Annotated in this window: 17 protein-coding genes; all 17 read left to right on the top strand. The window is 63.3% G+C overall.

All coding sequences use genetic code 11. The features are described 5' to 3' along the window. Positions 1–22: 22 nt before the first annotated feature. The 17 genes from KF857_11735 to KF857_11655 all read left to right on the top strand — a co-directional run bounded on the left by KF857_11735 (position 23) and on the right by KF857_11655 (position 11,975). On the top strand, positions 23–454 hold the full coding sequence (locus KF857_11735) for an NADH-quinone oxidoreductase subunit A (protein MBX3112668.1): 432 nt from the start codon (positions 23–25) through the stop codon (positions 452–454). Between the two features lies 1 nt (position 455). Then, complete coding sequence (locus tag KF857_11730; protein MBX3112667.1) at positions 456–1,061, top strand: NADH-quinone oxidoreductase subunit C; 606 nt, start codon at positions 456–458, stop codon at positions 1,059–1,061. 267 nt (positions 1,062–1,328) lie between these two features. Continuing rightward, the gene (locus tag KF857_11725; protein ID MBX3112666.1) at positions 1,329–2,282 is read left to right on the top strand and encodes a prepilin-type N-terminal cleavage/methylation domain-containing protein; all 954 of its coding nucleotides are present in this window, start codon (positions 1,329–1,331) and stop codon (positions 2,280–2,282) included. Positions 2,283–2,342: 60 nt separating this feature from the next. Then, the gene (locus KF857_11720) at positions 2,343–2,537 is read left to right on the top strand and encodes a hypothetical protein (GenBank protein MBX3112665.1); all 195 of its coding nucleotides are present in this window, start codon (positions 2,343–2,345) and stop codon (positions 2,535–2,537) included. 234 nt (positions 2,538–2,771) lie between these two features. After that, a complete protein-coding gene (locus tag KF857_11715; GenBank protein MBX3112664.1) occupies positions 2,772–3,674 on the top strand; it encodes a prepilin-type N-terminal cleavage/methylation domain-containing protein in 903 nt (300 codons plus the stop codon). Positions 3,675–3,762: 88 nt separating this feature from the next. Continuing rightward, positions 3,763–3,972: a hypothetical protein gene (locus tag KF857_11710; protein ID MBX3112663.1), complete on the top strand. Its 210-nt coding sequence runs from the start codon at positions 3,763–3,765 to the stop codon at positions 3,970–3,972. A 245-nt stretch (positions 3,973–4,217) separates the two neighbouring features. Then, positions 4,218–5,195 (top strand): prepilin-type N-terminal cleavage/methylation domain-containing protein, encoded by a 978-nt coding sequence (locus KF857_11705; protein ID MBX3112662.1) that lies wholly within the window; start codon positions 4,218–4,220, stop codon positions 5,193–5,195. A 7-nt stretch (positions 5,196–5,202) separates the two neighbouring features. Beyond that, positions 5,203–5,370, top strand: coding sequence for a hypothetical protein (locus KF857_11700; GenBank protein ID MBX3112661.1), 168 nt, complete (start codon positions 5,203–5,205; stop codon positions 5,368–5,370). Between the two features lie 168 nt (positions 5,371–5,538). Further along, positions 5,539–6,756, top strand: coding sequence for an NADH dehydrogenase (quinone) subunit D (gene nuoD, locus KF857_11695; protein MBX3112660.1), 1,218 nt, complete (start codon positions 5,539–5,541; stop codon positions 6,754–6,756). Between the two features lie 4 nt (positions 6,757–6,760). Next, positions 6,761–7,282 carry a GNAT family N-acetyltransferase gene (locus KF857_11690; GenBank protein ID MBX3112659.1) on the top strand — a complete coding sequence of 174 codons (522 nt, stop codon included), beginning with the start codon at positions 6,761–6,763 and terminating at the stop codon, positions 7,280–7,282. Positions 7,283–7,486: 204 nt separating this feature from the next. Continuing rightward, positions 7,487–8,362, top strand: a complete 876-nt coding sequence (htpX, locus tag KF857_11685) for a protease HtpX (protein MBX3112658.1) — start codon at positions 7,487–7,489, stop codon at positions 8,360–8,362. Positions 8,363–8,566: 204 nt separating this feature from the next. Then, a complete protein-coding gene (locus KF857_11680) occupies positions 8,567–9,181 on the top strand; it encodes an NAD(P)H-dependent oxidoreductase subunit E (GenBank protein ID MBX3112657.1) in 615 nt (204 codons plus the stop codon). 155 nt (positions 9,182–9,336) lie between these two features. Next, positions 9,337–10,257, top strand: a complete 921-nt coding sequence (locus KF857_11675) for a prepilin-type N-terminal cleavage/methylation domain-containing protein (protein ID MBX3112656.1) — start codon at positions 9,337–9,339, stop codon at positions 10,255–10,257. A gap of 3 nt (positions 10,258–10,260) precedes the next feature. Then, positions 10,261–10,458 (top strand): hypothetical protein, encoded by a 198-nt coding sequence (locus KF857_11670; protein ID MBX3112655.1) that lies wholly within the window; start codon positions 10,261–10,263, stop codon positions 10,456–10,458. Between the two features lie 438 nt (positions 10,459–10,896). Further along, positions 10,897–10,992 (top strand): prepilin-type N-terminal cleavage/methylation domain-containing protein, encoded by a 96-nt coding sequence (locus KF857_11665; GenBank protein ID MBX3112654.1) that lies wholly within the window; start codon positions 10,897–10,899, stop codon positions 10,990–10,992. A gap of 66 nt (positions 10,993–11,058) precedes the next feature. Continuing rightward, entirely contained in the window at positions 11,059–11,757 is a 699-nt protein-coding gene (locus tag KF857_11660; GenBank protein ID MBX3112653.1) for a hypothetical protein, read from the top strand. Next, complete coding sequence (locus KF857_11655) at positions 11,757–11,975, top strand: hypothetical protein (GenBank protein MBX3112652.1); 219 nt, start codon at positions 11,757–11,759, stop codon at positions 11,973–11,975. The genes KF857_11660 and KF857_11655 overlap by 1 nt, the downstream gene beginning before the upstream one ends. Positions 11,976–12,016: the final 41 nt, after the last annotated feature.

Genomic DNA, 12,016 nt, shown 5'->3' with positions numbered 1-12,016 from the left:
CGCCGTGGGTAACATCCGTGATATGCAGAACGACTTCGTCCCGTTGCTGATCCTCATGGTGGTCGCAGCGGTGATCTGCACGGCGATGGTGACGTTGAGCTGGGTGCTCGGGCCCAAGAAGAACACTCCCTACAAGTCGTCGCCCTATGAGTGCGGCGTCGAACCCTCGGGCAACGCCAACGAACGGTTCCCGATCAAGTTCTATCTGGTCGCGATCCTCTTCGTCATGTTCGACATCGAGGTCGTCTTCCTGTGGAGTTGGCTGACCGTCTTCAACAACCCGGCGACGGACATTTCGTTCAAGGTTTTCAGCTTCGTCGAGGTCGTGGTGTACTTGTCGACTTGGATCGTCGGCTACGCCTATGTCCTGCGTGTCGGGGCGATCGACTGGGACGAGACGACCTCGTTGCAGCCGGAAAAGCTGGGTTCCACTCCCGCACCGGAGGTGAACTGACGTGCCGGCCCCGATGCTGGACGACCAGCGGCTTGAGGCCGTGCGGCTGGCCGCCTCGTTCGGCGAAGGTGTGGCCTGCGTCGACAAACTGGGTGAGCTTTACGTGTGCGTGGCTCCCGCCGACCTTGTCGCCGTCGCGAAGTTCCTGAAGGAAGACCCCGAACTGGAGTACACCTACTTTGTCGAGTGCGTCGGCGTCGACTACAGCGCATGGAAACACGACCGCGACCTGAAAGGCCGCTTTGAAGTCGTCTACAACCTCTTCTCGACCAAGAACAACTCACGGGTCTTTGTGAAGACGTCCGTCGACGACGGCGAGACGGTCCCGACCTTGAAAGACGTCTGGCTGGGCGCCGAGTACCCCGAGCGTGAGATCCAAGACCTCTACGGCGTCATCTTCGAGGGCAACGGCCCCCGGGAAGGCGAGCGGTTCCTCCTGCCTGACGACTGGGCGGGGTACCCGTTGCGGAAGGAATATCCCCTCGGCGGCGAAGACGTCGTCTTCCATGAAGGGATGACGGGCCCGGCCGTCGAAGACCTCCAAAGGCCCCACGCGGGCGAGAGCTTCGAGGGCAAGACGGGCAGCGAAGACTTCGGCGGACGCTGACGACCTATCCGATCTGGCGGGCAGGGAACTCTTTCGGTTCCCTGCCCGCTTTTTTTTGACTTTCCCCCAGTGAGAGTCGTCATTCCACGAAATTGCTGATTATCTGGGAACTATCTAGCCCAGTCCGTCCGTACCCATCTTAACTATCGCTTTCGTGCGGTGATTTTGCGTCGTTTTTGGCGTCAGTGTGGAGTTTTTGCTTTTTGAGGAACAGAGACCCTCGCCGGTTGCGGTGGCACCGTCGCATGCGACGGATGGACGCTTGCAATGATCAAAAAAGCATTCACTCTTATCGAGCTCCTGGTCGTGATCGCGATCATCGCGATTCTCGCCGCCATCCTGTTCCCGGTGTTCGCCCAGGCTAAAGTCGCCGCCAAGAAAGCGGCGACGATCAGCAACCAGAAGCAACTGGGGACCGCCTTCAACATCTACACCGCCGACTACGACGACGTGTTGCCTCTGGCGCACTCGATCCGGGCCGACGGGACCCACCGCTACAGCACGATCCACCCGACCCCGAACGGTGCGATCGCCTCGGGCTGGGACGACCCCCTCATCATGAGCCAGGTCGCCAGCCAGTGGGCCAACGCGATGCAGCCCTACATGAAGAACTGGGACATCCTCAACTCGCCGTCTCAAAACGCGGTGACGATCCCCGGCGAAGTCTTCACCAACACGGTCAAGCCGGCCACCGTCGGTTCGACCTACAACGGCCTGCTCCACACCTTCAGCATGACCGGGGTCAACAACCCAAGCGTCGTGCCGTTGATCTGGACGGGAACGGGCAACACCTCGCTGAACGGCCGTTCGACCTCGAACCCAGCGTTGCGCTGCACGACCTCGGGCCCGTGCCACTTCAATCCGGGCGGGCCGGTCCAGGCCGGCTTGGCGGAAGGCAACCAGACCGCCTTCTTTGGCTACGGAAACTACTCCGGCAGCTACCACGTGTGGACGTTCGGCAACAACCACACCAACGGCGGCGTGGTCTTCTCGCGGGTGGACAGCTCGGCGAAGTACCAGCGGGTCGGCGTCGCGCTTGACCCCAACGTCAACCTTGCGGCCGACAAAGACCCCTACGCGCTGGTCCGCGCCACTCCGATCGAGGGGCAGAGCTGGGCTTACTGGGGCACCAACGACAACCAGTGCGGCAACCTGACGGACGAAAACACGTCGGGCGGCTACCGGTACGTCTGCTTCTTCCGGCCCGACCGGGACCAGTAAGGACAGCATGGACTCCAGGGGAGGGCGAGCCCTCCCCTCCGTTTATTGAACCCAAACCCAATGCGAACCATCATTCGAACTCTGCTCGTCGTCGCCAGCCTCAGCACGGTGGTGCTGGTCGGTTGCTCGTCCGAACCCGCCGCCGACACCTCCAGTGTCGTCCCGAAGGAGAAGGCTCCCGCCGGACTCCAGGACAGCGAGGGTGCCGGTAAGCCAGCCAAAACGGCTCCCGACCAGACGGCCACGGCTCCCTGAAGCCTGCCGGTGCCCCTTCACCAGACCCCTTCGACGATGATTCGTCGGAGGGGTTTTCCACATTGACCCCAGAATGTTTTCGGGGGACTGTGTTTCCAACCCGGTCATTTCTGACAAATCTTGACTAAGTTCAGCAAAACCAGGGCAAAATAGAGATGCCGCGTGGGCCTAGGTCCATCGGCCACTACTCCCAAATGGGGGCAGTGATTTGTCTCATCCGGAAGTGCTGAACTCATGAAACGAGCATTCACCCTTATCGAGCTTCTTGTCGTCATCGCGATCATCGCCATCCTGGCGGCGATCCTCTTCCCCGTTTTTGCCCAAGCCAAGGTCGCCGCCAAGAAGACCCAGCACATCAGCAACTACAAGCAGATCGGCTTGTCGATGCTGATTTATGCGGGTGACAACGACGACCAGTTCGCCCAGGCCTTTGTCCGCCGCCCGGTCGGCACGTGGTTCTACGGCGGCGTCCACCCGGTGCCCGCCAACGTGGTGACCACCGCCCCGTGGACCGACCCGGCCCGCATCCACCAGGCCAGCTGCTTCTGGGGCAACTCCCTGCAGCCGTACATGAAGAACTACGACCTGTTCCAGATGCCCACCGGCGTCGACGCCCAGGTCGCCGGCGAAACCTACAACCCCGCCGTCAAGCCGGCCCGCATGGGTCTGACGATGAACGGCTACCTGCACACCTACAGCACGACCCAGGTCAACAACCCGTCGGTCGTCCCGATGTTCTGGAACGTGCAGGCCGTCAACTTCGTGGGCCGCGGTCTCTCGACCCCGACCCTCGTCTGCGCAGGCACCTTCACGAGCTGCTTGTTCAACCCCGGCGGCAACCCGAACGGCGAGTCCGGCTCCTCGAACGGCGGTTACTACGTGTATGACTTCACGCACACCACCTGGCAGTACGGCTCCAAGGGCGTCTATGTCCGCTGCGACTCCTCGGCCAAGGTCCAGCCGATCGGCACGACCAAGGATCCGAACTATGTCTCATGGGACGGCAAGCTCATGGACCCGTGGGCCGGTGTCGACGCCCAAGGCATTCCTCTGAGCCTGTGGCCGTGCGACTCGACGTTCGCCGGTCAGGGCGCCGGTTCGGCCTGGTGCTACTTCCGCCCCGACCGCAGCCAGTAAGCCAAACGGTCACCAAGAGTCCGGGCCAGCTGGCCCGGACTCTTCTTTGTCCAATCTCGACAGCTTTACCCATCAACAATCCAGAAACATGAAGCGACTCCTCATCCTCGCCATGGCCCTGACCACCGTGGTCGGCCTCACCGCATGCTCTTCCCCGCCGGAAGACAACCCGAAGATCCCCGTCGGCCATCCGGGCGACGGCGGCCCGTCGCCCAGCAAGGTCATGCCCGCTGGTGGCGGCGGTGGCGGGGGCGCCGCGGCAGAAGCCGGCGGCACCCAAGCGGCCCAGACCCAGTAAGCGGCGTCGCTGCGGAGACGCCTCCGAACAGAACTCGGCCCAAGCAGACTGCTCTGCTTGGGCCGGTCCATTTGTTGACCCGGCAATTGGCACGTCTTTGTTCCCTGGCCATTGACTGGTGACAATTGTTGACACTACGGTCAAAACTCGCATACAATCGGTTTGGACGTGCAGACGAAGCTGTGTGCAAGTCAACCGGGCGTTCTTGCACGTCCGGTCAGATCTCGTTCGGAAGTGTTGACATCATGAAGAAACGAGCATTCACTCTCATCGAGCTACTTGTCGTGATCGCGATCATCGCGATCTTGGCGGCGATCCTGTTCCCTGTGTTCGCACAGGCCAAAGAAGCCGCCAAGAAGACTCAAACCATCAGTAACCAGAAGCAGATGGGCACGGCGTGCGCCATCTACTTGGGGGACAACGACGACACATTCCCGTTGATGCTGTGGAACAGCTCCGCCGCCGGCAACGTGTGGCGCTACGGCTACTACTACGTGGTGCCCAACGGTTGGGCGACCAACGGCGGTCGCAACGTCGAACCTCGGAGGTCCGAGGAGGGCGCGATCTTCCACAACAGCATCCAGCCCTATATGAAGAGCTATGGGCTCTTTGAAGCGGCCGGCAAGGGAGTCCAAGACCCTGGGTTCGTCGCCGCCACGGCGGGATACCAACCCCCGTCGGTCAGCGCCTTCCCCAACGGCTTGCTCCACGCCTACAACGCGACGGCGGTCAACAAACCGGCCGACGTGCCTCTGGCATGGGGTGGGGCCTACAACAAGAACCTCCGGGGGGCGGCGATCAGCAACCCGAGCCTTTGTTGCTCCGGCGCTTCTTGTCACTTCAATCCGGGGGCCAGGCCGTCGGAGAGCGACCAGTTCGGTTACTGCGGTGGTGCCGCCTACGGGTATGTGTGGTGGGGCCTCGGATATCCGACCAACGTCCAAATGTACGGGAACGGGATGCCGTTCACCTATGCGGACACCCACACGAAGTTCATTCCCTTGACCTTCCCCAAGTGGCCGAACTACTCCGAGAACGTCAACAGCAACCCGTGGTCGGCCGGAGACCCGAGCGACCCCGCCCCGGGCGTCGCCTACTGGATGACCGACTGCGTCGCCCCGGGCTCGGGCAAAAACCCCGGCGTGAACACGTTCTATCCGGGCTACTTCCGCCCGGACAAGGACACCTACACCGCAGCCGACTGCGACTTTGGAGGTGGCTAGACCCACCATGCTGAAGCGCATCTTCGCCGTCCTGCTCGTGCTCGGGGTCATGGTCATGACCGGGTGCCAGAAGGAAGAGACGACCTACACCGGCGAGACAAAAACCGCTACCGACCAGGGGGCGGGCAAAGAAGGTCGGCAGGGCAAGGGCCTGCCCCAGCCTAGTCTCGACTGACGGCGTCCCTGGACAGACCACTGTCTCCCCGCCGGACCAGGCGGGGAGACTTTCTATATGTCCGTCGTCCAATCCTTCGCCCGAGCTAAGTCAGGACTGTCACACCGGGGCCCGGCCACCTTTCGAAGACGCCCTGGCCCGGGTATCTTGGAACCAGGCCAAGCCCCTATGAGCCAGCACACGTTCATCCCCTCCACAGAGACCGTCTTCCAACGCACCGGCGAGAACACGATGGTCGTCAACATGGGGCCGCAGCACCCCAGCACCCACGGCGTGCTGCGCGTCATCTGCGAACTGGAGGGCGAGGTCATCGTCCAGTGCAAGTCGGTCATCGGCTACCTCCACACCGGTATGGAGAAGGAGGCTGAGTACCAGACCTATCACAAGTGCGTCGTCATGACCGACCGCATGGACTATCTGAACGCCAACGGGAACAACCTCGCCCACGCCTTGGCCGTAGAAAAGCTCCTGCAGGTCGAAGTGCCACGGCGCGGGCAGTACCTGCGCGTCATCCTCGCCGAACTCAGCCGGCTGGCGAGCCACTGCGTCTGGCTAGGCACCCACGCCCTGGACCTGGGCGCAATGACGCCCTTCTTCTATATCATGCAGCAGCGCGAACTGGTCCTCGACCTGTTCGAAATGTTCTCCGGCGTGCGCATGATGCCCTCGTGGATCGTGCCCGGCGGGCTTCGCGGCGACATGCCCGAAGGGTTCGAGATCAAACTCCGCCGGTTCCTCGACGGTTTCCTCAGCGAACTCGACGCGGTCGAAGGATTGCTGGTGGAGAACCCGATCTGGAAGGAACGGACCCAGGGCGTCGGCGTCCTGACCGGTGCCCAGGCGCTCGACCTCGGGTGCAGCGGCCCCATCGCCCGCGGGAGCGGCGTGGCCTTCGACCTGCGCAAGGCGACCCCGTATTGTTGCTACGACGAATTCGACTTCCAGATCCCGGTCGGCGAAGTCGGCGACGTGTACGACCGGTTCCTCGTCCGCATCGCCGAGATGAAAGAGAGCCACAAGATCATCACCCAGGCGATCGACGGCCTGCCCGAAGGAGCGTGGAGGACGGAGGACCGCAAGGTCGCACCGCCGCCCCGGGAAGAGTTGGACAACTCGATGGAATCGGTGATCCACCACTTCAAGCTGTACACCGAGGGCTTCCGCGTCCCGGTCGGCGAGGCGTACGCCGGCATCGAGGGCCCGAAGGGCGAGCTGGGGTTCTACGTCGTCGGTGACGGGACGTCGCGCCCGTACCGGTGGCACGAGCGTCCGCCCAGCTTCATGAACCTCAAGGCTCTCGAAGTCTTGGCGGTGGGGCGGCTCATCGCCGACGTCATCGCGATCATCGGGTCGATCGACATCGTCCTCGGCGAAATCGACCGTTAAGCCTATGGACGTCCGCCGTGCGGTGGTCGAAGACGCCCCGGGGATAGCACGGGCCCACGTACGGAGCCTGACCAAGGCCTATGCGGGCATCCTCCACCCCGACGACCTCGCCCTCTTCACCGACGAGTCGGCGACCGAGATCTTCCGCAAGCGGCTCCTGGACGGTGAGCCGGTGTTCGCCTCGTTTGTCGAGGGACAGATCGTCGGCCAAGCACGCTGGGGCGTGGACCATGAAGCGGACTGGCCGTTTCCCGCGATGCTCTACACCGTGTTCGTGCATCCCGACCACCAGGGCCAGGGCCACGGCACCGCGCTGATCCGTGCTTGCGTCACCGACGCGACGGCCCAAGGCCACCAAGGCATGTGCATCGGGGCGCTCCGGGACAACCCCCGGGCGTGGCGACTCTATGAACGCCTCGGAGCGGTGCGGTTCCATGCCGGGCCCCTGCGCATCGGCGCCCACGACTACGAGGAAGTGCTGATGTCCTGGGACGACCTGCCCGAATTGGCCGCCCGGCTCGGCTGACGGGTCAAACGACGGACCGCTTGCCCTGGCGGAGGCCGCGGAGGCGCCGCTTCAGCTTCTTGACCGTGCTGTTCTGGCGGATGCGGCGGGTCGGGTTCGACTTCTTCATGGGTGCGGAGGATACCGGGTCGGGCCCCGGCCCTGCCGCAGGCTAGGCCGCGGGCACTTCCCCCGCCCGCCGACCGTCAATGTAGGTACGACCCTATGAAACGGATCCTCCTCCTCATCGGCACCAACCTGCTGGTCATGACGACGATCACCGCGGTGGTCTACTTGACCGGCCTGCACCGGTACACGAGCGCCTACGGAATCAACCTGCCGACCCTAGCGGTGTTCTCGCTTGTCGTCGGCTTCGGCGGGTCGTTTGTCTCCTTGCTCATCAGCAAGTGGATGGCCAAGACGGTGATGGGGGTCCAAGTGATCGACCCCGCCAGGCCCGGCGGCCCCGAGGGCGCGTGGCTGGTCCAGACCGTCCACGACGCGGCCCGGCGTGCCGGCCTCGAGAAGATGCCCGAGGTCGGCGTCTTCGACTCGCCAGAAATGAACGCCTTTGCGACGGGACCGGGCCGGAACAACTCGCTCGTGGCCGTCTCGACCGGCATCCTCCAGCACATGGACCGGGGCGCGGCCGCCGCGGTCATCGGCCACGAAGTGGCCCACGTCGCCAACGGCGACATGGTGACGATGACCCTGCTCCAGGGGATCGTGAACACGTTCGTCGTGTTTCTCGCCCGTGTCTTGGCGACGGTCGTCGGCGCGGGCGACCGCGACCGCAGCGGCATGGTCTACTTCTTGACCGTCATGGTCTTCCAGACTGTCCTGACCCTCCTCGGCTCGATGGTGGTGATGGCGTTCAGCCGCTGGCGCGAGTTCCGCGCGGACGCCGGTGGCGCCCAGCTTGAAGGCCGGGAGAACATGATCCGTGCCCTGCAGACGCTCAAGCAGAACCAGGGCCTGCCCTACCGCCGGGCCGAGTCTATGGCGACCATGCAGATCTACGGCCGGGGTGGGCTGACGAAGCTGTTCATGTCGCACCCGCCGCTTGACGATCGGATCGCCGCCCTTCAAGCGGCGAAGTGACCTCCGGTCCGCCCCGGACGCGCAACCAGGCCGCCGGGGCGGACGTTAGTCTGGACATGTATAGGGTCCACCGCGCTTTGCTGGCGGTCGTCGAGTTCTTTGTCGACCTCCTCGTCTCTCCTTGGTCCGGCCCTTCTGGCTCTCAGTCTGACCAGGACAACGCGTCAGGACGCCGGCGACGCTAGGTAAGATCACGGCAGTCCCATGAGCGACTTGATCCAGCTTGGCGCCCGCAACCAGCGGCCCCGCGCGCCGCGTGCCGACGAGCTTGAGCTGAAGTTCAGCCCGACCGCGGTCGAACAGCTGGACGCCCTACGCACCCACTACGCCGAGGACAAGGCGTGCATCCTGCCCGGCCTCTGGATCGCGCAACGCGAATACGGCGGCTACTTGTCCCCGGGCGCAATCGCCGAAGTCGCCCACCGCTTGGGCCGTAGCTATGCCGAAGTCGAGGGCGTCGCGACGTTCTATTCGATGTACAACACCGCCCACACGGTGGGCAAGCACATGATCGAGGTGTGCACCTGCCTGTCGTGCCATGTCTGCGGGGCGTACCGGATCGGCGACTACCTGAAACAGAAACTCGGCGTCGACTATGGCGAGACGACTGAGGACGGCATGTTCACCCTGCACGAAGTCGAGTGTTTGAACGCCTGTGACCGGGCTCCGGTGCTCCAAGTGGGCGACCAATACCATGGCCCCGTTGACACAGCTTATGTCGACAAGCTGATCGAGGAACTGCGCGGTTCCGGCGAAAGCACGGTCGTCAAATTGGCCGACGAGATTGTCAAGAGCCACCTCAAAGACGGACGTTACTAAGCAGATTCGTCAACACTTTGTGACGAAGTCGGCCCTGCTCATTCTGTAACTTATTGCAGAAGTCGGGCACGCCTTCTCATTCGATATTGGTGGAGTCTCTCTTTGCGCGTTCTTGCGCGTGGCCCTCTTTGGCCGGCAAGGAGCCGGACGCCATCATGAAACATCGCCAACACGCGTTCACGCTGATCGAACTCTTGGTCGTCATCGCGATCATCGCCATTCTGGCGGCGATCCTCTTCCCCGTCTTCGCCCAAGCTAAGGTCGCGGCAAAGAAAGCCTCGTCCATCAGCAATGTCAAGCAGTTCGGACTGTCGATCAACATCTACATCTCTGACAACGACGACGTCTTTCCCACCACGATCGCCGACTACGGCGGGGTCGCCGGTGGGGATCCTTCTCTTGTCCTGCCCGTACCGGTGGACGGCGGACTGAGTTGCTACGGGCCGGCCGACCGAGACGCGAGCCGGAGCGTGTACCCCGCCAACATTTATCCCTACATCAAGAACTGGGCGATCTTCGACCAGCCCGGCCAGGTCGCCTTCGACTTCGCGTCGTTGGGATGCCCGGTCGACCCCGGCACCCCGACCGCCTACGTCGGCTTGGCGATGAACGGCCTGCTCCACGCCTATAACGTGACGTCGGTCGCCGCTCCGTCCACCGCCATCTTGGGGTGGCCGGGAGCTGGCAACGAGTCGACGAAGAACGCCTCGGCAGGGGCTAACCCACAGCTCAACTGCGCGAACCCCGCCGCTTGCCGGTTTTCACCCGGTGGGATGCCCGGTACGGAGAAGTACGCCGGCGCAGGCGCATCGTTGACGTTCATCCCCTGGAACGAGAGCACGTCCATGTGGATGTACACCAAAGGCGAGCCGTTTGTCCGGACCGACAGCTCGGCGAAGGTTTTCCGGGTCGGCACGGCCGTCGACCCGGCGGTGAACCAAGACGCCTACAACGAACCTTTCCGCTCCGTCGGGCCAAACGGTGAGTTCAACTCGACCATGGGTTCGTACTGGCTGTGCGGCGACACCCAGGAGAGTTCCTACCACTGCTTCTTCCGGCCCGACCGGGAGGATTGAACGATGAGGGCCGTGTTGCTCGCGACCATGGTCGTCGTGCTTGGTCTCTGCGCGGGATGCTCGGAACCCGACGCGGAGACCATGAAGACCCCACCTCCCGGCGAAAGCAAGAACGCCCCGGTCTTCGGGGTCGGGCAGAAGCAGGGTGGCCAAGGCCAATCGATGAAGCGTAGCTTGGGACGTGGCCCGGCCGGGGGCTGACCTCCCCATGCCTGACCGGCGTCCTTCGCCGACCGGGAGACGACCGATGGACCGGGGTGCCGCTTGAGGCGGCACCCCGGTCTTTTCGCCAAGCAAGGAAAGGCGGCATGTAACGCCCTCCGGCCAGATCCGTCAATTCACCGGGCCGGGCGCATTTCCCCGCGCGGGTAGATTGGCCCAGGTCGTTTGACCAACGTTCACCAGCGAGAATTCGGCACATTGTCGTTTCTGGTTGTCGCTTGTCTCGCCCGACCTTTTTGGAACCGCATAGATCAAAACTTGTAAGTACTTTGGCCTATTTTTGTTTGTTCCCTCACTCAAGGCAACTTTTTTGCGGCGAACAAGGACCCAGACTAGAGCGTCTTAGCTCTGTCAGGCACTGGGCACCACCCCGACCGGGGAGATGCCGGGTGCCGGGTGCTACAGGAACAAACTGCCATGAATAAAAACCGTGCCTTCACGTTGATCGAATTGCTCGTCGTGATCGCCATCATCGCCATCCTCGCCGCTATTCTCTTCCCGGTCTTCGCCTAGGCCAAGCAGGCCGCGAAGGGCACGGCTGACATCAGCAACGCCAAGCAGAACGCTCTCGGCATCCTGATGTACGCCGGTGACTACGACGACACCGTGCCCAAGGCCACCACCTGGAACACGGGCAGCGACCCGCTCTGCTTCGGCACCGGCCTCTGCTTCAGCACCTGGGCGTACTCGATCCAGCCGTACCTCAAGAACGGCGAAATCCTGGCCGACCCGACGGGCCCGTCGACCCCGACCTTCTGGAACAGCCGCGTCCTGAGCCTCACCAGCTATCCCGGCTTTGGCTACAACTACGTGTACCTGAGCCCCTATGGCCCGGAGAGCCCGAGCCGCCAGAAGCCGATCACCACGACCACGCCCGCCAGCCCGGCTGACACGGTCATGTTCTCCAACCGCGGTTCCTACGGCGACGGCGACGGCTACTTCTGGGGCTTCGACTTCACCGCGTGGACCACGGACAGCCCGCTGCTCAACACGTCGGTCGAAGTGCCCGACTGCTACACCATCCCGCAGTACTGCGCGGACAACTGGGGTGTCGGCGGCTTCGCTGACGGCGTCAACGCCGGCAACGTGACGGGTGGCGCCAACACCGGTGGTGTCGCGCTCCACGCCCAAGACGCTTCGGCGGTCGCCTTCATGGACGGCCACGTCAAGAAGATGAAGGCCGGTGCCCTGGCGGCCGGTACGACCTGGACCACCACGTCGGTTCCCGGCGACCTGCAAGTCACCGACCTCTCCAAGTACATCTGGGACATCCAGTAATGAAGAAAAGCCTGACTATCTTGGCCGTTCTCGCCGTCACCCTCGTGATCGCCGCCTGCGACGCTCCTCCTGCGGAGGGCACGCCGAAGGCTAATGGCGAGCAGACCAAGGCCGCCCCGATCAAGGGTGGTGAGGGCAAGTCGCAAGGCATCTCGCCGGACATGGTCAAACCGACCGGCGTCCAGCCCCAGACCGGCTCCAAGGTCGGCGGACAGTAAGGTCCAGTCATGCCGGTGACGGCAGACTGACCCAAAGCGGA

The organism is Fimbriimonadaceae bacterium (assembly GCA_019638795.1).
In the GTDB taxonomy this organism is placed as follows: Bacteria; Armatimonadota; Fimbriimonadia; order Fimbriimonadales; family Fimbriimonadaceae; genus JAHBTB01.
This window is presented reverse-complemented; position numbering and strand designations above follow the sequence as displayed.

Excerpts from the sequence above, each read along its gene's own strand:
- KF857_11660 (MBX3112653.1), top strand. The coding sequence starts at position 11,059 with ATGTACGCCGGTGACTACGACGACACCGTGCCCAAGGCCACCACCTGG.
- KF857_11710 (MBX3112663.1), top strand. The coding sequence starts at position 3,763 with ATGAAGCGACTCCTCATCCTCGCCATGGCCCTGACCACCGTGGTCGGC.
- KF857_11675 (MBX3112656.1), top strand. The coding sequence starts at position 9,337 with ATGAAACATCGCCAACACGCGTTCACGCTGATCGAACTCTTGGTCGTC.
- KF857_11665 (MBX3112654.1), top strand. The coding sequence starts at position 10,897 with ATGAATAAAAACCGTGCCTTCACGTTGATCGAATTGCTCGTCGTGATC.
- KF857_11720 (MBX3112665.1), top strand. The coding sequence starts at position 2,343 with ATGCGAACCATCATTCGAACTCTGCTCGTCGTCGCCAGCCTCAGCACG.
- KF857_11705 (MBX3112662.1), top strand. The coding sequence starts at position 4,218 with ATGAAGAAACGAGCATTCACTCTCATCGAGCTACTTGTCGTGATCGCG.
- KF857_11735 (MBX3112668.1), top strand. The coding sequence starts at position 23 with ATGCAGAACGACTTCGTCCCGTTGCTGATCCTCATGGTGGTCGCAGCG.
- KF857_11655 (MBX3112652.1), top strand. The coding sequence starts at position 11,757 with ATGAAGAAAAGCCTGACTATCTTGGCCGTTCTCGCCGTCACCCTCGTG.
- KF857_11700 (MBX3112661.1), top strand. The coding sequence starts at position 5,203 with ATGCTGAAGCGCATCTTCGCCGTCCTGCTCGTGCTCGGGGTCATGGTC.
- htpX (MBX3112658.1), top strand. The coding sequence starts at position 7,487 with ATGAAACGGATCCTCCTCCTCATCGGCACCAACCTGCTGGTCATGACG.
- KF857_11715 (MBX3112664.1), top strand. The coding sequence starts at position 2,772 with ATGAAACGAGCATTCACCCTTATCGAGCTTCTTGTCGTCATCGCGATC.
- KF857_11690 (MBX3112659.1), top strand. The coding sequence starts at position 6,761 with ATGGACGTCCGCCGTGCGGTGGTCGAAGACGCCCCGGGGATAGCACGG.
- KF857_11670 (MBX3112655.1), top strand. The coding sequence starts at position 10,261 with ATGAGGGCCGTGTTGCTCGCGACCATGGTCGTCGTGCTTGGTCTCTGC.
- KF857_11680 (MBX3112657.1), top strand. The coding sequence starts at position 8,567 with ATGAGCGACTTGATCCAGCTTGGCGCCCGCAACCAGCGGCCCCGCGCG.
- nuoD (MBX3112660.1), top strand. The coding sequence starts at position 5,539 with ATGAGCCAGCACACGTTCATCCCCTCCACAGAGACCGTCTTCCAACGC.
- KF857_11725 (MBX3112666.1), top strand. The coding sequence starts at position 1,329 with ATGATCAAAAAAGCATTCACTCTTATCGAGCTCCTGGTCGTGATCGCG.